The organism is Bradyrhizobium valentinum (assembly GCF_001440405.1).
Taxonomy (GTDB): domain Bacteria; phylum Pseudomonadota; class Alphaproteobacteria; order Rhizobiales; family Xanthobacteraceae; genus Bradyrhizobium; species Bradyrhizobium valentinum.
On sequence record NZ_LLXX01000023.1, the window covers coordinates 1 to 19,766 of the forward strand.

At 62.1% G+C, this 19,766-nt stretch carries 19 protein-coding genes, 2 tRNA genes and 1 pseudogene; 11 read left to right on the forward strand and 11 right to left on the reverse strand.

What is annotated here, in order from left to right:
- Positions 1 to 1,598 (reverse strand): annotated as a pseudogene (locus tag CP49_RS02575) (PAS domain-containing sensor histidine kinase); the annotation flags it as partial.
- A 288-nt stretch (positions 1,599 to 1,886) separates the two neighbouring features.
- On the opposite strand from CP49_RS02575, the gene CP49_RS02580 reads away from it, so the two are divergent.
- The 6 genes from CP49_RS02580 (at position 1,887) to CP49_RS02605 (ending at position 5,077) form a co-directional block, all read left to right on the forward strand.
- On the forward strand, positions 1,887 to 2,270 hold the full coding sequence (locus tag CP49_RS02580; RefSeq protein WP_057848736.1) for a phasin family protein: 384 nt from the start codon (positions 1,887 to 1,889) through the stop codon (positions 2,268 to 2,270).
- A 254-nt stretch (positions 2,271 to 2,524) separates the two neighbouring features.
- On the forward strand, positions 2,525 to 2,959 hold the full coding sequence (locus CP49_RS02585; protein WP_057848770.1) for a phasin: 435 nt from the start codon (positions 2,525 to 2,527) through the stop codon (positions 2,957 to 2,959).
- Positions 2,960 to 3,183: 224 nt separating this feature from the next.
- Positions 3,184 to 3,260, forward strand: a tRNA-His gene (locus CP49_RS02590).
- 130 nt (positions 3,261 to 3,390) lie between these two features.
- Positions 3,391 to 3,753, forward strand: a complete 363-nt coding sequence (locus CP49_RS02595; RefSeq protein ID WP_057848737.1) for a hypothetical protein — start codon at positions 3,391 to 3,393, stop codon at positions 3,751 to 3,753.
- A 117-nt stretch (positions 3,754 to 3,870) separates the two neighbouring features.
- Entirely contained in the window at positions 3,871 to 4,200 is a 330-nt protein-coding gene (locus CP49_RS02600; protein ID WP_057848738.1) for a hypothetical protein, read from the forward strand.
- 196 nt (positions 4,201 to 4,396) lie between these two features.
- On the forward strand, positions 4,397 to 5,077 hold the full coding sequence (locus CP49_RS02605) for a ParA family protein (protein WP_057848739.1): 681 nt from the start codon (positions 4,397 to 4,399) through the stop codon (positions 5,075 to 5,077).
- A gap of 176 nt (positions 5,078 to 5,253) precedes the next feature.
- On the opposite strand, the gene CP49_RS45740 is transcribed toward CP49_RS02605, so the two are convergent.
- Positions 5,254 to 5,391, reverse strand: coding sequence for a hypothetical protein (locus CP49_RS45740; protein WP_197423002.1), 138 nt, complete (start codon positions 5,389 to 5,391; stop codon positions 5,254 to 5,256).
- Between the two features lie 232 nt (positions 5,392 to 5,623).
- Here CP49_RS45740 and CP49_RS44255 point away from each other — a divergent pair, with 232 nt between their 5' ends.
- Positions 5,624 to 5,764, forward strand: coding sequence for a hypothetical protein (locus tag CP49_RS44255; protein WP_156437983.1), 141 nt, complete (start codon positions 5,624 to 5,626; stop codon positions 5,762 to 5,764).
- 23 nt (positions 5,765 to 5,787) lie between these two features.
- Here the strand turns inward: CP49_RS44255 and dapA are convergent, their stop codons facing one another.
- The 3 genes from dapA to trxB all read right to left on the reverse strand — a co-directional run bounded on the left by dapA (position 5,788) and on the right by trxB (position 9,240).
- Positions 5,788 to 6,720: a 4-hydroxy-tetrahydrodipicolinate synthase gene (gene dapA, locus CP49_RS02610; RefSeq protein WP_057848740.1), complete on the reverse strand. Its 933-nt coding sequence runs from the start codon at positions 6,718 to 6,720 to the stop codon at positions 5,788 to 5,790.
- 628 nt (positions 6,721 to 7,348) lie between these two features.
- Positions 7,349 to 8,272 carry a LysR family transcriptional regulator gene (locus CP49_RS02615; RefSeq protein ID WP_057848741.1) on the reverse strand — a complete coding sequence of 308 codons (924 nt, stop codon included), beginning with the start codon at positions 8,270 to 8,272 and terminating at the stop codon, positions 7,349 to 7,351.
- 2 nt (positions 8,273 to 8,274) lie between these two features.
- Positions 8,275 to 9,240, reverse strand: a complete 966-nt coding sequence (trxB, locus tag CP49_RS02620; RefSeq protein ID WP_057848742.1) for a thioredoxin-disulfide reductase — start codon at positions 9,238 to 9,240, stop codon at positions 8,275 to 8,277.
- Between the two features lie 281 nt (positions 9,241 to 9,521).
- On the opposite strand from trxB, the gene CP49_RS02625 reads away from it, so the two are divergent.
- Positions 9,522 to 10,001 carry an Lrp/AsnC family transcriptional regulator gene (locus CP49_RS02625; RefSeq protein ID WP_057848743.1) on the forward strand — a complete coding sequence of 160 codons (480 nt, stop codon included), beginning with the start codon at positions 9,522 to 9,524 and terminating at the stop codon, positions 9,999 to 10,001.
- 110 nt (positions 10,002 to 10,111) lie between these two features.
- Here the strand turns inward: CP49_RS02625 and CP49_RS02630 are convergent, their stop codons facing one another.
- The 5 genes from CP49_RS02630 to CP49_RS02650 all read right to left on the reverse strand — a co-directional run bounded on the left by CP49_RS02630 (position 10,112) and on the right by CP49_RS02650 (position 16,364).
- Entirely contained in the window at positions 10,112 to 10,528 is a 417-nt protein-coding gene (locus CP49_RS02630) for a DoxX family protein (RefSeq protein ID WP_057848771.1), read from the reverse strand.
- A gap of 498 nt (positions 10,529 to 11,026) precedes the next feature.
- Positions 11,027 to 11,500, reverse strand: coding sequence for a transcription elongation factor GreA (greA, locus tag CP49_RS02635; RefSeq protein WP_156437986.1), 474 nt, complete (start codon positions 11,498 to 11,500; stop codon positions 11,027 to 11,029).
- A gap of 213 nt (positions 11,501 to 11,713) precedes the next feature.
- On the reverse strand, positions 11,714 to 15,178 hold the full coding sequence (gene carB, locus CP49_RS02640) for a carbamoyl-phosphate synthase large subunit (protein ID WP_057848745.1): 3,465 nt from the start codon (positions 15,176 to 15,178) through the stop codon (positions 11,714 to 11,716).
- Positions 15,179 to 15,502: 324 nt separating this feature from the next.
- Positions 15,503 to 15,578 (reverse strand) — tRNA-OTHER (locus CP49_RS02645).
- 81 nt (positions 15,579 to 15,659) lie between these two features.
- On the reverse strand, positions 15,660 to 16,364 hold the full coding sequence (locus CP49_RS02650) for a class I SAM-dependent methyltransferase (RefSeq protein ID WP_057848746.1): 705 nt from the start codon (positions 16,362 to 16,364) through the stop codon (positions 15,660 to 15,662).
- 121 nt (positions 16,365 to 16,485) lie between these two features.
- On the opposite strand from CP49_RS02650, the gene CP49_RS02655 reads away from it, so the two are divergent.
- Together CP49_RS02655 and CP49_RS02660 are read left to right on the forward strand one after the other, a co-directional pair.
- Complete coding sequence (locus CP49_RS02655; RefSeq protein WP_057848747.1) at positions 16,486 to 17,019, forward strand: Dps family protein; 534 nt, start codon at positions 16,486 to 16,488, stop codon at positions 17,017 to 17,019.
- A 178-nt stretch (positions 17,020 to 17,197) separates the two neighbouring features.
- Complete coding sequence (locus tag CP49_RS02660; protein WP_082645837.1) at positions 17,198 to 17,506, forward strand: hypothetical protein; 309 nt, start codon at positions 17,198 to 17,200, stop codon at positions 17,504 to 17,506.
- 261 nt (positions 17,507 to 17,767) lie between these two features.
- Here the strand turns inward: CP49_RS02660 and CP49_RS02665 are convergent, their stop codons facing one another.
- The gene (locus CP49_RS02665; protein WP_057848773.1) at positions 17,768 to 19,231 is read right to left on the reverse strand and encodes a DUF1254 domain-containing protein; all 1,464 of its coding nucleotides are present in this window, start codon (positions 19,229 to 19,231) and stop codon (positions 17,768 to 17,770) included.
- Between the two features lie 173 nt (positions 19,232 to 19,404).
- Between CP49_RS02665 and CP49_RS44260 the strand changes: the two genes are divergently transcribed.
- Positions 19,405 to 19,689, forward strand: coding sequence for a hypothetical protein (locus CP49_RS44260; RefSeq protein ID WP_156437987.1), 285 nt, complete (start codon positions 19,405 to 19,407; stop codon positions 19,687 to 19,689).
- Positions 19,690 to 19,766 lie beyond the last annotated feature (77 nt).

Sequence of the window (19,766 nt, forward strand, 5' to 3'; positions counted from 1 at the left end):
GTTTCGCCGCGGGCGGGCGGCTCGGGCGGCGCCAGCCATTCCGGCGGCGCGTGAGCCGGTTCGCGCACAGCCGCTGCGGCCAGCGGTTCGAAGATCGTTTCGCCGGCGGCGTTCAGCGCCGCCTCGTTGTCGTTCTCGGTGTCGAGCCGCGCCGACAATTGCCGCGCCAGTTCGTCGAAGGCGCTGTTTTCAACCGGCGTCAGCGATAGCGGCCTCGCCTCGCCGGGGACACGGAACGGTACGACGTTCTGGAGAGGGTCGGCCGGCAATTCCGTTGCGGTTTCTGTCAGCGCGTCCTTGGCGCTTTCCTTGGCGCTTTCTTGCGCGCTTTCCTCAACATTTTCCTCGAGGCTTTCCCTGAGGTTTTCTTCGAGGCTTTCCTTGGGAGGTTCCACGGGCGTTTCCAAATCTCTTTGATGTGAAGTCTCGGCCGCAATCGGTTCAGGCAATTGGTCTGATGAGGGCGATGCAACGCCGGCCGGATCAGGAGATGGCGCGGCGGGCGATTGTTGCGGCGTCGCCACCTCACCGGACAATTCCGCCAAGCGTAGCGCGGCAAGCCGCGCCAAACGATCGAAATCGCGGCAGACGCCAAAGCCGCGATAGCCGATGAAATTCCGCGCCCCATCGAAGATCGGCAAGCCGGACAGTTCGACCGGCAACGTATCGCCGCCATCGACCGGCCAGTTCAGCGTGATGCCGCTCCAGCTGGCGCCCGTCGCAAATGCCTGCATCATCCGACCGGTGGGATCGAATCCGAAGGTCTCGGCGATCTCGCGCCAGGGCCGGCCGAAAACGGCCGTGGTGCGCGGGCCCATCAGGCCGGTGAATTCGTCGGTGCCGAGCGTGAAGCGGCCTTCAGGGTCCATCTGCCAGGTGAAGCGCAGCGGCAGGCGGCGCGCGTGCTGGCCGGCAAATGCTTCGAGCCCAAATGCTTCGAGCGAAGGCGACGGCGCGCGGGGAGTGGTTTCGGCCGCAGGCGGCTCCTCCGTGACTGCAGGCTCCTCGGCAGCGGCAGGCTCGGCAAAAGCGTCGAACAGCGCGAACTCGGCGGGCGCTTCGCCCGATTGCGCCGGCTGTTCGTAATCGGGAGGTGGTTGCGGAGCGGCCGGTTGCTCCATGAGGGGCATGACAGGCGCGCTTGGCTGCGAGGTCGGCGCTGCTGGGATGTCTGGCCGCATCTCGTTGTCGGGCAGCGCATGCGCCTGTGCCGGTCGCGGCGCGATCAGCGCGATGTTGCCGGCGGCGATCAGAACGCCGTGGCTGCCATTGGGAAAGTCGAACCGCGAGCAGCCGCAGGTCGCGAGCCCGCCGGGCGCAGCGCCAAATCCCTGCAATCGCTCCAGCCGGATGGCGCCGTTCGCGATCAACCGGCCCGCGAGCCGCGCGATCTGCCGCCGGTGCCGGTCGGCCGGTCCGAAGGTTCTTTCGGCAAGCGCTGCGGCACTGGCTGCGCCGAACACGCGGGCGCCGGCCGGATTGGCCCACAGGATCCGCCTGCCGTCGGCCGTCCACAACCATGCGGGCAGGGGGCTCGCCGCATACGCCGCCAATCGCGGATCGCGGATCGCCCCAAGCTGAAATTCCGCATCGTTCATCGCAACTACAGCACCGTCCGTCGCCAAACCGGCAGCCAAGCCAATGACAGCCTTAATGAATCGTTACTATCGCAAGCGCTGCGCGGCAGGTCCACGGCCCGGCCGGGCGCACCTCACTAAAGCCGAGGATAACCTTAACCCGGTTGAACCCTTGGGCCGGCGGCCGCGTTGGGTGGTTGCAAACGGCCGTCAAGGTTCAACGGGGAACCTCCCCGGCGCCGCATCCGTCCCCGGAGCGGCCCACCGACGGTATCGGGACGCAACCCAGCCAATGCAAAGGAACGCACCATGAGTGACGACGTGCGAGACCGATTCGAGATACCCAAGGAAATGCGATCGATGGCGGAAGCGAGCTTGGAGCAGGCCTGCAAGGCCTTCGAGAAATTCGTCACCGCCGCGCAGACCACCGCCGATACCATCGAGGAGCGCAACGCCACGGTTCGCGCGGGCGCCAAGGATATCAGCGGCAAGGCCATCGCCTACGCCGAGAAGAACGTGCAAGCCTCGCTCGATCACGCGCAGTCGCTGCTGAAAACCAAGGATGTGACCGAGGTGGTGCGGCTGCACGGCGAATATGTGCAGGGTTTGATGCGATCGCTGACGGAGCAGGCTGGCGAGATGGGTCAGATCGTCGGCAAGGCCGCCATCGATGCAACCAAACCGAAAGCGTGAATGGCCGCCCATCGGCGATAGGCCCGGCACCGGGCTAGCCGGGATGGAACCCGTATCCCGGGTTAAATATGCGGCGACGCACCAGAAATTGCAGTGCGCTGCACAAATTTGACATGATATTGGTTCTAATTGGGCCGGCCCGTGGATGGGCACTTTCCGTGAGTGCGTGTGCGTGACCTTTCGGCCCGCCTTGCCTGCCCGGCGGTCCGCAAAGGGGGAAATGTCGTTTAACCCCATTGTGAAGGATGCAAGCCTTGACCAGCTCCACCGATCCCTTCTCTGCCTCCATCATTCCCTTCGAAGTCCCCGAGCAGATGCGTGCGCTCGCTGAAAAGGGCGTCTCGCAGGCCCGCGACAGCTACGCCAAGTTCAAGGATGCGGCCGAAACCCATAACGGCACCATCGAGGCCGTGTTCACCTCGGCCAGCAAGGGCACCAGTGCGTACACCGCCAAGCTGATCGAGTTCTTCAAGGCCAACACCTCTACCGAGCTGGATTTCGCGCAGGAGCTGTTCGGCGTGAAGACGCCGGCCGCCGCGCTGGAGCTGTGGACCTCGCACGCCCGCAAGCAGTACGAGACCTTCACCGCCCAAGCCAAGGAGCTCACCGAGCTCGGCCAGAAGGTCGCGACCGAGACCGTCGAGCCGATCAAGGCTTCCGCCTCGAAGTTCTACAAGCCGGCCGCCTGACCGGTCCGGGACTGATGACGAAAAGCCCGGGTAGTCGACCCGGGCTTTTTGCTGCCGGCAACGATTTTACCGGCTGCCGGACCGGCCCGAGGGCTCCCGGCAATTGAACGCAAAACGCCTTGCGGACGACTACAATCAGTCACTCCGCGGCCTTGCCAAAGCGAGGCGTTGCACCTAGTTTCCGGCCCATTCGCAGGCCCCCTTTGGAAGGGGCCTCGCAGGATGCAGTTGTAGCTCAGTTGGTTAGAGCGCCTGTCTGTGGAACAGGAGGTCGGTGGTTCGAGCCCACCCAACTGTACCATCTTTCACTCCGCCGAATTGCCGCCAACCTACCGCGACACTTGTGCTGTGGCGGGTTGTCCACCCGTGCTTGCGAATCCGGAAGCCTTCACCCACAATTCTTGCAAATCATTGCGGCTTGGGGGGGATTGATGACGATTTTTCGAGCAGGGAATTTCCAGCTTGGATTGCTGCTGGCCGCAGTGCTGCAGGTTTCGATCGGGCCAGCCGCCGGCCAGGCCTATACACCCGAACAGGAGCAGGCCTGCACCGCCGACGCGTTCCGGCTTTGCAGCTCTGATATCCCCGATATCAGCCGCGTGACCGCCTGCATGGTGGCCAAAAAGTCCCAGCTCTCGCCGGCCTGCCGGGCGCATTTCAGGCCGGATCCCGAGCCGGCCGCGGCCGCGGCCAGGCCCGTGGGCCGGCCGACGGTCATTCGGCCCGCAACGCCGCGCAAGGCCGTGAGCGCCAAGCCGCGCAAAACCAAAAAGCCGGCGAAACGCGCGACCTGACGGCGCGGGTGGCTTGACGCGCATTACGAAATTTCAAGGTTCCTTCGCGCGGCAGACTGACGCCTTGTTTACGCCGTCTGCAATGAACATCTGCTTTGGGCAAGAGGAGAGGGTTCATTGAGCGCACATCAAAAGGAGCTCGACCGGCATTTTGCCTGGTTTGAGAAAAAGCTGCCGCCGGGGCCGGCGAAGTTCGTTAGCTGGGTACGCAAGCCGACATCGATCTACGTCCGTATTCCGCTCGCGTTTCTCTTGGTTGTCGGCGGCTTTCTCAGCTTCCTGCCGGTGCTCGGACTCTGGATGCTGCCGCTCGGACTCCTTTTGTTCGCGCAGGATGTGCCGCCGCTGCAGAAGCCGATGGCGCAGGGGCTCGGATGGATCGAGCGCAAGTGGCTTGAACGCGAGCGTGCAAAACTCGAACGCGAGCGCGCAAAAAGCGCGCAGTGAGCCAAGCAGGGTGGCCTTGCAAGGCTGTCCTGCAAGGCGGCCTTGCCGATTCCCGTCACCGGGGTTGCACGGTGTGACTCAAAAACCAGCCTTATTGGCAATTAAGTGGCTTCATCGCGGCACACGATAAATTTTTCTTTCACGAATCAGCGCGCTGATTCATTTTCAGCTTCTGGGGTCAACTGGAGGCCAAGATATGAACGTAATTGTTTTCGCATCACGTAAGGGGGGCTCGGGAAAGAGTACCCTGGCTGCTCACCTCGCTGCCCATGTTCACAAGGCAACGAAGCCCATCCTTCTGGTCGACGCCGACCCGCAGGGATCGCTTACTCTCTGGCATAAATTGCGCGGCACCAACGAGCCGCCGATCAAGGCCGCGGTGAATTCCGTCAGCGGCATCGTCGCTGCCGCCAAGCGCGACGGTATCGAATGGGTGTTCATCGACACGCCGCCTAACCTGTCGGCCGTCGTCGACGACGCGATCCGTAACGCCACGATGGTGATCATTCCGGCGCGGCCGGGCGTGTTCGACGTCAACGCGGTGCAGGAAACGATTCAGACCTGCCGCTCGGCGCGCAAGCCCTACGCGGTCGTGGTCAACGGCGCACCCGCCGAACGCGACGGCGCCGAGAGCCGCATCGTCACCATCGCACGCGAAGCCCTGGCGAAATTCCGCGCGCCGGTGTGGAGCGGCCAGATCACCAATCGCGCCGATCTGATCATGGCGCTGAGCCAGGGCGAAGGCGCCCGCGAATATTGCGCCGAAGGCCGCGCTGCGGCGGAGATCGCCAGGCTGTGGGGCGCGATCGAACGTTCGATCAAGGCGATCCGCGGAACGGCGTCGGCATCGGGCGCCATGCACAAGCAGGCGGCGTAACAACGCCGCTTTCTTTTCCGGGACTGACAAAGACGCGCGGTGCTCCGCGCGTTTTTCTTTTTGTGGGTTTGTGTCTTGCTGTCATTCCGGGGCGCGAAGCGAACCCGGAATCTCGAGATTCCGGGTTCGATGCTTCGCATCGCCCCGGAATGACGGCGCCCTTTATGACGGTCGGCTTACGCCACCATCAGCACGTAGAACACGACGACCGGCGACAGCGTCAGGATCACCGACCAGATACCGACGGCCCACAGAATGTCTTCGGTGCTAAAGCCCTGCTGTTCAGTAATGGCATTGTTGTTTTCGAAATGCACGACGCGCCCCCGCGTTTTCTGTTGCTCCTGATATCTTGATTACGCGATCGGTTTTAAAAACCCGGTTGCGATTTCGTTTGCATTTGACCACACGTGCTACCACGGATTAACCACCGCGATAGCCTGGTTAACGCCTGGTGACTGCATGGCGTCAAAGTCGAGCGAAGGCTCGTCCGCAACGTTAGAATTTTATGCGTATGGATCTCCTCACAAAAACAACGGGGGGATACCAATGACCGCTCACGGCAAGAAATTTCCGATCGGCGAGTACGCCCAGAGCATGCATGACGTCCTGCTGGTGTCGTCATTCGCTGTCTGGGCGATGCTACTCGGCTTCGCGCCCGTGATGACCTATCGCCTGCTGGTCAGCTAGGCAGCTTGCTCGCTTTGCGCCGTTCAGGCCCGCCGCAGCAGCGGCGGCCTGCGACGCTCGATTTCTTCGTCCAGCAACGCCGCCAGTTCCGCGCTCACTTCCACCATCGGCAGGCGAACCTCGGCGCTGTCGATCAGTCCGCCGCGCGCCAGCCAATACTTCGCGGGTGCCGGGCTCGGCTCGGCGAACAACAGCCGGGTCAGAACAGAAATTGCCTTCCAGCACGCGCGCGCGCCATCGCGGTCGCCCTGCTTCAACAGCGTCTGCACCGATGCGAACGCGTCGGTCTCCAAATGCGCCGACAGCAGGATCGCGCCGTCGGCGCCGTCGGTGAGCGCTTCGTGATACAGCGCGTCTTCGCCGGTCAGCACGCGAAAACCGGGCGGCCGTCTGCTTAGGAAATCGATCGACTGCGCACGGTCGGCGCTGCAATCCTTCATGCCGACGATGTTCGGGTGCTTAGCGAGCTGCAGCAACGTCTCGTTGGTCAGGCTGACGCCGGTCCGGTAGGGAATGTTGTAGAGCGCGATCGGCCATGAGGCGTGATCGGCAAGCGCGGTGAAATGCTGCACCAGGCCGCGCTGCGACGGCCGGATGTAATAGGGGCTCGCGATCAGATAGCCGTCGATCGGCCAGGCCGCCGTCTCATCCAGCGCATCCATCATCTTCGCGGTCGAGGCGCCGGACAGGCCCAGCAGGATCGGCATGTGGCGCCCGATGCCCAGCAGCTCGCTGCGCGTCACCGTCACCAGCCGCTCGAGCTCGCCCGCGCGGAGCGACATGCCTTCGCCCGATGTCGCCGCGAGAATGAAGCCATCGACCGGGCCAGCCGCATAGTGCCCGACGAGCCGGCGTAACGACACCTCGTCGAGTTCGCCGTCGCGAAACGGCGTGATGAGCGGCAGCCACAGGCCCCGCAAGCGGCTTGCTAGATCGGTTGTCGAATGGTCAGTCATCGTTCCATCTCCTCAGGGGGTAAGCCGGAGACGGGACCAATAAAAAACCCCGTCCAAACGGCGGGGCTTTCGGGATCGCGGGTTGCGGCAGTCTAGCGCGCGCGTCGATCTCGGGTCCCCAGGTGGGGACCTTTTTTCGACGACAAAGCTGCGCACGAACTCGTGATCATCTGCGGATCATGGTTGTGGAGGGCCTCGATGTCAATCGGCGCAGCAACACGATGAAAAAGCCTGGGCACAAAAAAAAGCCGGGCCCGAAAGAGCCCGGCTTGAGGTATTGGCCACGTGAGGCCGACACAATCACCTTCCAAGAGGGATTACTGAACCGCCGCGCCACTGGAGGAGGGGGACATATGCGCGACGCGACCGCTCAGCGTTTGAGCACTATGATCCTCATCAGTGGCTTGCAGCAACCGTCCGAGCCGCATGTCAGTCATGCGGTGGGCGGGCCCTCTATAAAATCGGCTAATTCGCAAAGCGGGACGATGAAACGTCACTCCGCTCATAGAGCGTGATGACTTTTCTTCGAAGCGTCATCCCGCTCTATCTCTTTGATTTGAGCATGATCTTTTCGGAAAACCGGTACCCACTTTGCGCTGACGGAAGCCCTTCGGGTCCGGATCATGCGCTATGAGGGCCAGCGCTGCGCCTTGCTCACTACGAAATCGCGGAACACCTGCACGCGGGCGACCGTCTTCAACTCTTCGGGATAGACGAAGTAGGTGTCGATCGCGATTGAGTCGGTTTCGCCGAAGAGCTGCACCAGGCGAGTGTTTTCCTCGACCAGATAGTCGGGCAGGGCGGCGATGCCGAGCCCCTGCTGGCAGGCGCGAACCAGCCCCAAGATATTGTTCACCTTGAAATAGGCTTCGCGCGGGCCCGAGCCGTTGCGGCCGGCGTCGATCAGCCAGCTCCGGTTCTGCAGATGCGGCGGCACCTGTGAATCGCCCAGCATGATGATGCGGTGCGAGTCGAGGTCGTCGAGCGTGCGCGGCGTGCCGAAGCGCTTGATGTATTCGGGCGAGCAATAGGCGTGGAAGCCGATCGAGAACAGTTTTCGCTGGATCAGGTCGGGCTGGGTCGGCTTGCGGGTCCGGATCGCCACGTCAGCCTCGCGCATCGACAGGTCGAGATCCTCGTCGGTGACGATCATGGAGATGCGGATGTCCGGATAGAGCGCGGTGAATTCGTCGAGCCGCGGGATCAGCCAATTGATGCCGAGCGCCGGCGGCGTGGTGATCTTGAGGTCGCCGCTCGGCCGCTCGCGGCTGTCGGTCAGCTTGGCGCGCGCCGCCTGCAACTGCATGAACACGTCATGCGCGGTGCGGAACAGCAAGTCGCCTTGTTCGGTGAGGATGAGCCCGCGCGCGTGGCGGTGAAACAGCGACACCGCGAGTTCCTGTTCCAACGCGCTGACTTGCCGCGATACCGCCGATTGCGAAAGCCCGAGTTGCTCGCCGGCATGGGTAAAGCTTCCCGCTTCTGCCGCCGCGTGAAAGACTTTCAGCTTGTCCCAATCCATGTCCGATGATCCGTTTCGCGTTCGAGGCATGATTATTCTGCCGCCGCGCGATCGCTCGCGCGCAAAGCCAGGAAACGTTCAGCCTCGAGGGCCGCCATGCAGCCGAGGCCGGCAGCCGTGACCGCCTGCCGGTAGGTTTCGTCAGCCACGTCGCCGGCAGCGAACAGGCCGGGGATCGAGGTGGCGGTCGAGTTCGGCGCCACCTCGACATAGCCGGAAGGTTTCAGCTTGATCTGGCCTTTGACGAGGTCGGTTGCGGGCGCGTGCCCGATGGCGATGAAGACGCCGTCTGCCGGCACTTCCGTACGTGTGCCGGTCTTGACGTTCTTCAGCCGTACATGGGTGACCTTGCTTGGGTTCTCGACGCCGCAGATTTCGTCGATCGCTGAGTCCCAGACCACCTTGATCTTGGGGTTCTTGAACAGGCGATCCTGCAGGATGCGCTCGGCACGGAAATGATCGCGGCGATGCACGATCGTCACCTGCGAGGCGAAGTTGGTCAGGAACAGCGCTTCCTCGACCGCGGTGTTGCCGCCGCCAACCACGATCACTTCCTTGCCGCGGTAGAAGAAGCCGTCGCAGGTCGCGCAGGCCGAGACGCCAAAGCCCTTGAATTTTTCTTCGGAGGGGATGCCGAGCCAGCGCGCCTGCGCGCCGGTCGCGAGGACCACCGTCTCGGCGAGATAGACGTCGCCGGAATCGCAGGTCAGGCGGAACGGCCGCTGCCCGAGTTCGAGCTTGGTGACGAGGTCGGTGACGATCTTGGTGCCGACATGCGCCGCCTGCTTCTCCATCTGCTCCATCAGCCAGGGCCCCTGGATGACGTCGGCGAAGCCCGGATAGTTTTCCACGTCGGTGGTGATGGTGAGTTGTCCGCCGGGCTGGATGCCCTGGATCATCACCGGCTCAAGCATCGCGCGCGCCGCGTAGATCGCCGCGGTGTAACCGGCGGGGCCGGAACCGATAATGACGACCTTGGCATGGATGGGCGCGGGCATCGGCGGATCCCTCTCTTATTCGGGGGTTTTGTTCATGACTTAAGCAGAAAGCGCCTGGAAGGACGTCGCGGCGGCGCTGAAAGTGTCAAATCCAAGTCTAAGATATCTGGGTAGCTATGCAAGAATTGCAATTCATCCCAGCGAATTTTCCCCGGAACAGAAGTAACAATCGCGAAATGTGGCGGTGCACGCGCAATAAAATTGCGCAAGCTGCGTGGCGTGCGCTAAGAGAGTTGCCAGTAGCCGGCTTAAGCGCAGCAAAATCAGGGAACCCGACGCGCGTGTCGAAGAATCTTGACGAAATCGACCTCAGAATTCTCGCCGAAATCCAGGCCGACGGCCGAATCACAAACGTGGAATTGGCCAAACGCGTCGGTATTTCGCCGCCCCCCTGCCTGCGCCGGGTCCGCACCCTGGAGGAGGAGGGCTACATCCAGGGCTATCGCGGCCTCCTGGATCCGCGCCGGCTCGGCTTCGACGTCACCGTGTTTGCTTCCGTCCATCTGTCGAGCCAGGCGGATGCGGATTTGCGCGCGTTCGAGGAATTCGTCCGCGCCGAGCCCTTGGTGCGGGAATGCTGGATGCTGTCGGGCGAGGTGGACTTCATCCTCAAATGCGTCGCGCCCGACATGGCGACGTTTCAGGATTTCGTCACGCACCTGACCGCGGCGCCGCACGTGCGCAATGTGCGGACGTCGCTGGTGCTGCACAATTCGAAATATGAAGCGGCGGTGCCGCTCGATGCGAAGGTGGCGGGTTGACCGTCATTCCGGGGCGCGCGTTAGCGCGAACCCGGAATCTCGAGATTCTCAGGTGCGCAATTGCGCACCATAGTTCGATGCTTCGCATCGCCCCGGAATGACTGGATGACTTACGTCTTCTTCCGCATCATGGCGTCGAGGCTGTACGGTCCGCCGCCTGCAGTCGAAAGATAAAGGCAGGCGAAGCAGAACAGGATCGCGAGCGTGCCGCCGTTGATGAGCGGAAAAAAGCTCCTCGGCGCATGACCGATGAAATAAGCAAAGGCCATCTCGCCGGCAAGAATGAAGGCAACGGGCCGCGTGAACAGTCCGAGCAGCAAAAGCCCGCCCAGAATCAACTCAATCGCACCGGCGGCTCCCGACAGCGACATCAACTGCACCTTGTTGAGGAAGGCGGCAGCGTTACCCTCCGGAATTGTCGGAAACTTCAGAATCTTCGCGACACCGTACTGAAACAGCAGAAGCCCGGTGATGAAACGAAACAGGCTCAGCGCCGTCGGCTGCCATTTCGCGAGCATCTTGTCGATTTGGTCCATGTCATTGTCCCCCTTGTTTGGCACGCTAGAACTTAGCGTAACGAGATTACACGGTGTTGGCAGATTGCGTGTGATGCTGACACAACACCCCTGAAATTGAATCATTCCCGCTGCATGTCACCGTGTGGCAACGGTTGCCGTGATTGCAGCGCAGCAAGATGCTTAAGGCGACACACCGGAGCCCGCCTCTCGCCGCGCCTTGCCGAATGACAATGCGCGTTTAGTTATATTGCATAACCATTTACAAAAATTGCGTACGACGGAATCCTGCCGCACCGCCACTCACAATCCTGTCAGCAGGGCGGCAGCAAAAAAGCCGCGTGGCAAACGCGGCTTTGTCGCAACAGTAACTTGCAGGTGACTAGAGCATGATCCGGAAAAGCATGCCCTCGGGCTACGACCCGATGGGTGGATACCGGTTTTCCCTCGCGACAAACGCGAAACGCGTTTGCGCGGAGATCATGCTCGAATCAATAACGTCATCGCGCGCTAGCGCCACTCAACCTTGGTGATCTCGTAGGCTTTGGCGCCGCCCGGCGCCACGACCTCAACCGTCGAGCCTTTTTTCTTGCCGATCAGGGCGCGGGCGAGCGGCGAGGTGATGGAGATGCGGCCCTTCTTGGCGTCGGCCTCGACTTCGCCGACGATCTGCCACACCGCCTTCTTCTCAGTGTCCTCATCGATCAGCGTGACGGTGGCGCCGAACTTGACGGTGTCGCCGGAGAGCTTCGAGATGTCGATAATGTCGGCGCGCGCGAGCTTGTCTTCGAGCTCGGCGATGCGGCCTTCATTGTGCGACTGCTCTTCCTTGGCGGCGTGATATTCCGCGTTCTCCGAAAGGTCGCCATGCGAGCGCGCCTCGGCGATGTGTTCGATGATGCGCGGACGCTCCACCGACTGGCGCTGCTTCAACTCGACCTCCAGGGCGGCATAGCCACCCGCAGTCATCGGAACCTTTTCCATCATCTTTTCCGTCCTTCCATCGTGCGAGCCGCCCGGGGCGTTGCGCGCACGAGGCACTTCTAGATTTCGATTCGGGCTTTCGTGGCTCAGGCGAGCCCCCAGCCTATTAATTTCGGCCCCTTCGGGGCCGATTCAACATCCAAGCGAGCGGTGAGTTCCTGCCATATGGCTTTATTGCCAATCGTTTAGCGGGCATTTGCGCCCGACTAACGATCAGTTTTCGGAAAAATAACTCTGCAGGGTGCGGACCTCAAGGTCCCCGCCCAGATAGGCGCGGATGCCCTGGGCGGCCGCCACAGCACCCGAAAGAGTGGTGTAATATGGCACTTTATGCAAGAGGGCAGCCCGCCGTAGCGAACGGCTGTCGGCCAGCGCCTGCGGCCCTTCGGTGGTGTTGAAGACGAGATGGATGTCGCCATTGGTGATGGCGTCGACGATGTGCGGCCGTCCTTCCAGCACCTTGTTGACCTTCTCTGTCGGAATGCCCTTGTCGGTCAGAAAGCGCTGGGTGCCCGATGTGCCCATCACCTTGAAGCCCAGCGAGTGCAGCAACCGGACAGCCTCCGCGATGCGGTGCTTGTCGGTCTCGCGCACCGAGACGAATACGGTGCCCTTGCGCGGCACGCGGGTGCCGCCGCCGAGCTGGCTCTTGGCAAAGGCAATCTCGAACGAGCGGTCGATCCCCATGACTTCGCCGGTCGAGCGCATCTCCGGACCGAGCACGGTGTCGACGCCGGGAAAGCGCGCGAAGGGGAAGACAGACTCTTTCACGCCGACATGGCCGAGCTGCTTCTTCTTCAGCTTGAAATCCGCAAGCTTCTCGCCGGCCATGATCCTGGCGGCGATCTTCGCCACCGGCGTGCCGACAACCTTGGCGACGAACGGCACGGTGCGCGACGCCCGCGGATTGACTTCGAGCACGTAGATCTCGCCGTCCTTGATCGCATACTGCACGTTCATCAGGCCGACCACGTCGAGGCCGAGTGCGAGCTCGCGGGTTTGCCGCTCGAGCTCCTCGATCATCTTTCCGTCCAGCGAATGCGGCGGCAGCGAGCAGGCGGAATCGCCGGAGTGAATGCCGGCTTCCTCGATATGCTCCATGATGCCGACGATGAAAGTATCCTTGCCGTCGCACAGGCAGTCGACGTCGATTTCGGTGGCGTCGGACAAATAGCGATCGAACAGCAACGGGTTCTTGCCGAGCACCGTGTTGATCTGCCCGGTCTTGTCGTTGGGGTATCGCGCCTTGACGTCGGCGGGCACAAGCTCGGGCAGCGTGCCGAGCAGATAATCGTCGAGCTGGGTCTCCTCGCGGATGATCTGCATCGCGCGGCCGCCCAGCACATAGGACGGGCGCACCACCAGCGGCAGGCCGAGATCGGCCGTCACCAGCCGCGCCTGCTCGACCGAATAGGCGATGCCGTTCTTGGGCTGCTTTAACCTCAGCTTGTCGAGGACGCGCTTGAAGCGGTCGCGGTCTTCGGCAAGGTCGATGGCGTCGGGCGAGGTGCCGAGGATCGGCACGTCGGCCGCTTCCAGCGCGCGTGCGAGTTTCAGCGGGGTCTGGCCGCCGAACTGCACGATCACGCCGTGCAGCGTGCCGTTCTGCCGTTCGGTGGCGATGATCTCCAGTACGTCCTCGGCGGTGAGCGGCTCGAAATAGAGCCGGTCGGCGGTATCGTAGTCGGTCGACACCGTCTCCGGATTGCAGTTGACCATGATGGTCTCGTAGCCGGCGTCGTCGAGCGCGAAGCAGGCATGACAGCAGCAATAGTCGAATTCGATGCCTTGGCCGATCCGGTTCGGGCCGCCGCCGAGGATGACGACCTTCTTCTTGTCCGACGGCGCGCTTTCATCCGCCAGCACACCGGCGAACGGCGCTTCATAGGTCGAATACATGTAGGCGGTGGGGGAAGCGAATTCGGCCGCACAGGTGTCGATGCGCTTGAACGCCGGGCGCACGCCGAGCGCATGACGCTTTGCGGTGATCTCGGCTTCGGTAGACTCTGACAGCACGGCAAGCCGCGCGTCGGAAAAACCCATCGCCTTCAGCATGCGCATGCCGTAGCCGTTCGGCGGCAGGCCGTTCGCCTTGATCTTCGCTTCCATCTCGATGATGCCGCGCATCTCGGCGAGGAACCACGGATCGATCTTGCAGGAATTGAAGATGTCTTCGTCCGACCAGCCGAGCCGCATCGCCTGCGCCACCTGCAGGATGCGGTTCGGCGTCGGCGTGCCCAATGCGGCGCGGATCGCGTTCTTGTCGTCGCCGCGCCCGAGGCCCTCGATCTCGATCTCGTCGAGCCCGGTCAGTCCGGTCTCGAGCCCGCGGAGCGCCTTCTGCAGGCTTTCCTGGAAGGTGCGGCCGATCGCCATGACCTCGCCGACCGACTTCATCGACGTCGTCAGCGTGGTGGAGGCGCCGGGAAATTTCTCGAAGGCGAAGCGGGGAACCTTGGTGACGACATAGTCGATGGTCGGCTCGAACGAGGCTGGCGTGGCGCCGCCGGTGATGTCGTTGGCGATTTCATCGAGCGTGTAGCCGACCGCGAGCTTGGCGGCGACCTTGGCGATCGGAAAGCCGGTGGCCTTCGAGGCCAGCGCCGAGGAGCGCGACACGCGCGGGTTCATCTCGATCACGACCATGCGGCCGTCGTCGGGGTTGACGCCGAACTGCACGTTGGATCCGCCGGTCTCCACGCCGATCTCGCGCAGCACCGCGATCGAGGCGTCGCGCATGATCTGGTATTCTTTATCGGTCAGCGTCAGCGCCGGCGCCACCGTGATGGAATCGCCGGTGTGCACGCCCATCGGATCGAGGTTCTCGATCGAGCAGACGATGATGCAATTGTCCTTCTTGTCGCGCACCACCTCCATCTCGAACTCTTTCCAGCCGAGCACGGATTCCTCGATCAGCACTTCGTTGGTCGGGGAGGCGTCGAGGCCGCGTTCGATGATGTCGAGGAATTCTTCCTTGTTGTAGGCGATGCCGCCGCCGGTGCCGCCCATGGTGAAGGAGGGGCGGATGATCGCGGGCAGCCCGATTTCGGACAGCGCCATCAGCGCCTCGCCGAGCGCGTGCTCCTGGTAGCGTTTGCGGCGCTCGTTCTCGCCGAGCGTCCATTGCCGCTCGAGCTCATCCAGCGCGTCGCCCGACAGCTTCTCGCGTTCGGCGAGGTATTTGTCGCGATAGGACTTTTTCAGCGCCGAGGCGTTGGCGAGCCGCGATTTCGGCGTCTGCAGGCCGATCTTCTCCATCGCGTTGCGGAAGAGCTGGCGGTCTTCGGCCTTGTCGATGGCGTCGGCGGTGGCGCCGATCATCTCGACGTCGAACTTGTCGAGCGTGCCCTGACGGCGCAGCGACAGCGCGCAGTTCAGCGCGGTCTGGCCGCCCATGGTCGGCAACAGCGCAAAGCCGCCCGGGATGACGTAGCGTTCTTTCTCGATGATCTTGGCGACGATTTCGGGCGTGATCGGCTCGATATAGGTGGCGTCCGCCAGTTCCGGATCGGTCATGATGGTGGCCGGATTGGAATTGACGAGGACGATACGGTAGCCCTCTTCCTTCAGCGTCTTCACCGCCTGGGTGCCGGAATAATCGAATTCGCAGGCCTGGCCGATCACGATGGGACCGGCGCCGATGATCAGGATGGTGGAGATATCTGTTCTTTTGGGCATCAGCTCTCAGACTGGAAATTGGGCACAAAAAAAGGGCGCGCTTGCTGCGCGTCCCCTAAGCCAAGAGCGCGGGTCACCCTCGCGCGCGGGTGGTCTTTAGACCAGATTCCGCACCCGCGAAACCCCCAAAAGCCCCCCATCAACCGCGATTTTAGGGGAAATCAGTGGTGTTTGCCGAGGCCCGGCTTCGCCCTTCGGGCTACGCCGCGGCAGCCTTCGCTACGATAGGGCTTGCCGAGCCGAGGTCCGCCTTCGCTCCGCTACGGCGCGACAGCCTTCGCCACCGCTGGCTTGCCGAGCCGAAGCTGCGTCAGCAGCGAAGGCTGGAGGCCCGGCCTGGATTTGAACCAGGATAAAGAGCATTGCACTGCTCTCGCGTCGTCGCTTCCGCCACCGGGCCGCGGTCATCATCGCCGATCACGGCGCGGTGAACCATACCTTACCGCGCTTTAGGGTTAACAACCTCAGCGGGCGGTAGGACTCAATTGCGTTGGAAAGCGTGCCGCGCCACGAAGGTCATCCGCCATGGGTTGTGGCCGATATTGAACGGGGCGCGCGAGGCTGAAAGGCCCGCAGCGGCGAGCTTCTCGATCATCTCGGCTTCGCCGTAGCGCTGCAGCCCGACGCGGGTGCGCAATTGCCGGTAGTCCGATAGCGCCGTGCTCGCGAGGCCGTAGAGGGCGTCTTTCAGGAAACCGTGGGAGGCAGCGAATTTCAGGAGCGCCAGCACGTCCCTGGCCATGCCGACTTCGGGCCGCAGGATGTCGCCCAGCACTAGCCGCCCGGCGGGTTTCAGCAACCGGCGGATGACGACAAAAGCGGAATCCAGTTCCGCCGGCGTCATGTATTGCGCGACCGAGTTCATGACGACGAGATCGACCGAGCTTTCCGCCATTCGCGTGAGATCCTCGAGCGAACGGACGCGGATCTTGGTGTTTGGCGCAAAGCGCGCGATCAGCCGGCCGCGGACACCGGGGGCCGGCTCGGCCAGATAGAGCTTGGCACAGGCGTCGGCTACCTTGGCGGCGGACAGCGCCTCGCCGCAGGCATAATCCAGCACCACGGCGTCAGGCGAAGAAATATAGCCGATGATGTCGCGCGCGATGATCTGGAAATGCAGGTCACGATGCAGCTTGCTCGCATAAATCGTATGCGTGGAATCGTAATAGTCGATCCATTCATCCATGCGCGCGTCCGGCAAAGCAGCGGGTTCCGATATCGGAACCCGCCTGAGGGTGATGCGTTAGGTCGTCCGGCGGCCGATGTCCACCGCCGCCGCTATCCGGTTCCTAACAGGAAGGTGCAACGTGAGCAAAACCAACAACAAATCCGACAAGGTATCCCCCGAACTCGATACGCCGACCGACCTGCCGCAGGCCGCGGTGGACAAGATCTCGGCGTCGCTCAATACGTTGCTGGCGGATGCGTTCGCCCTCTATCTGAAGACCAAGAATTTCCACTGGCATGTCAGCGGCCGGCACTTCAACGACTATCATCTGATGCTGGACCAGCAGTCGGAAGCGATTTTCGCCACCACCGACCAGCTCGCCGAACGGGTGCGCAAGCTTGGAGGCACCACCCTGCGCTCGATCGGGCAGATCGCCAAGCTACAGACCATCCAGGACAACAACGAAGCCTATGTGCCGCCCCGCGAAATGCTGCGCGAACTGATGGAAGACAACAAGCACATGGCGGCGGCGATGCGCAAAGCCCGCAAGCTTTGCGATGATCATGAGGATTCCGGCAGCGCAAGCCTGCTCGAAGTCTTCATCGACGAGACCGAGCGCCGCACCTGGTTCCTGTTCGAGGCCAGCCGCCAGGAAGGCGCCAACGTGGCGTAATTCACCGTCTCCCATGTGGGAGTGGATTCGCCAACGGGTGGCGCCAAGCGCCGCCCGATCGGACATTCCCGCCGTCTTCCGGTCGATCTTAGTTGACGTGCGGTGCCAAGATTAAAGGTGGCTTCCCGGGCGGGTTCCGTTACGATGCTGATGCGCGAGACTTGGCGGGAGGCCTGCGATGCCTATCTCTTTCTCGATGATCGTTTTGAACTCGCAGTTGGTCGTTGCGGTGGCCGACGGAGCGCCGAACTTCGACATCGCCCGGAGTTGTAGGCTCGATGTCGCCGCAACCACCGGCCTCTCTGTTGATCAGTCGATGAAGAGCTGCGTAAACGATGAGCAGAAAGCGAAGCGGCAGCTTGCAAGCCAATGGTCGAAATTCCCCGCACCAAGCCGGGCAAGCTGCATCTCGCTAGAGAACATCGGTGGCACGCCAAGCTACGTCAGTTTGCTGACCTGTCTGCAGATGGGGCAGTGGGATAAGTGAGCCCGGCGTGATTCGCCATCAGTAGCCAGGACAGGGTGAACGCAGTTCGCCGCCACAACGGCCGGCTACCCTCTTGCCTTGAGATCACAGTGATCGACCATGCGCTGGCCGCCGTCCCCTCAAATCAGGACGGCGGCCGGTCAGTTTACTGCGTCAGCATTTTGAATGTCTCCTCATCCGGAAATCGGGTTTGAGATTTCAAGTCTGAAGCGTTGCAATCCGGCGGCCGGCGGAAGGTCGGCCGCCGACGCGCTGTCGCTCCTATTGGGCCGAAATGCCCACCGTTGTTTGCGACTTCACAACCGGCGGCGGATTCCATTTTCCGGTCAGCGCCTCCGACCTCGGGCTGTAGAGGCGCATGGTCAGGTTGAAGGCTCCCTTCGGGGCCGGAAGCCAGTTGGCTTCCTTGTCCTTGCCCGGGCTCTCGTTCTGGAAGTAGAGATCGAGCGAACCGTCGGCATTGTACTTGAACGGCATCCAGCTAGAGACGGCGAAGCGGTTCAGGACGTTACCGACCTGGAATCCGTCCGGATCGTAAAGGGTGATCGACCAGAAGGCGTTGACCGGCGGAGCGGCGCCTTTTTCAAACGTAATGGTGTACTTGTTTGCGCCCTCCAGCGGCTTGCCGGATTCGTCGCCGAGATTGAGAGGATAGATGGCGTCCTCAGGCAGATTTGCACCGAGCCCGACCTGAGCGACGATCGCGCGCTTCAAATAGTAGTTGCCGTAAACACCCATCGTGTCGGTGTTCATCGACCAGCCATTCGCAACCCGCGCCAGCGTCGGTATCTTCCAGGCCATCAGCTTCTGCGCGTCCTGCGGTGCGGTCTCCAGTGCTCTCTGCACGGCCGGATCGAGCTTGCCGATGTCAAAGCTCTTGCCCGGCTCGATGCCAATTTTCTTCATCTGCGCGATGATCGGCTCGTCGGTGATATGCGGCGGGTGAAGCTTGAGCAACTCGGCGGCACTGGCGAAATACACGCCCGCCGTCATGGCATCGACCTGAGTCTTTGGCGGCGTCTTCATGTCGACGCCTGAGTCGATCTTGACCTCGACCGGCTTCGGCGTCTTGCCGAATTCTGAAAGCAGAGTGATCTTGTAGCCGGCCTGGATCTTGTGAACCGCAGCGTAGTCCGCCGGGCCGTCCGTCTTGGTGCGACCAATGACCCAGACATAGGGCGTTGGCGCTTCGATCCGCTGCGTGTCCTTTGGAAGTCTGAACTCCTCGGCAAATCTTTCGCGCAGATCCGGCCTCCAGCCCGGAGGCGTGATCAGGAACGTCCCGGCCTTGGTGCCCGTCGTGCGCCAGCCCGGCGACGCAAAGACATCGGTCCACATGTCGAGCATCGGCAGCAGGTAGTAGCGACCATCGGTGTCCGGAACCGAGATGACGACGGGCTCCTTGGTCATGTCCAGCCACGAGGCGGAATACAGGGTGTCGAAGTTGGACCGCACGACACCCCTGAAACTCGCCGGCGGGTATTCGGGCACGTTGGTGAACGTGTTCATCGGGCCTTTGAAGGCTTCCTTGCCTTGCTCGACGTTTGTAAATTGCTTGCGGGACACATCCATCGTCATGATGGGGTAGAAGTAAACGTAGGCGTCCACTGCGATAGCGTGCGCCTCGTCTTGGGTGACGGCCGGTGCCGATTGGGCCTGCACCGCGGGCGCAACCGCCGCGCCAAGACAGAGGGACAATGTCAGCGTTAGAATCCGTCGAAACATGTCGAACACTCCTCTACTGATGTGGCTGTCGTGATTTGTGGTCGGTTTGGTCGTCCTTCCCGCTGCGGGTGGCTTCCGACTTCGCACTCGAGGGCGAGAGGTTAGGTAATCAAAAGGACATGCAGTATCTGCTGCATTGAACGCCTAACGACGTCTGCAGAATGGAGACAAAGGTGCTGGAACGTGATGCTATAGGGTCAATTACGGAAGGGCTTGCTGGCTACCTCCACGAGAACACTCTAGCACAGGGTCCAGTGAGGTGCATTATTTTCTCGTCGCACCGGGTGTTCGCGGATGGATTGATTGTCGCTAATTTCGTCGTTTGGCATGTGTTGGGATGCCACCCGCAACTGGCCAAACGGTCGCGCTTCTTTGGTTTTGCCAGCGGTCCGTTCTCGCTGATGATAGGGATCGGCGCCGCGCCGGCCAAGAATGCGCAAAAAAGCGCGCGTCTTTAGATTGTGCTGCAAGATTCCGATAATCAATTTAAGCGAGCCTGTGCGAGGCGTCGCTATGATGAAAGCCGCCCGATGAG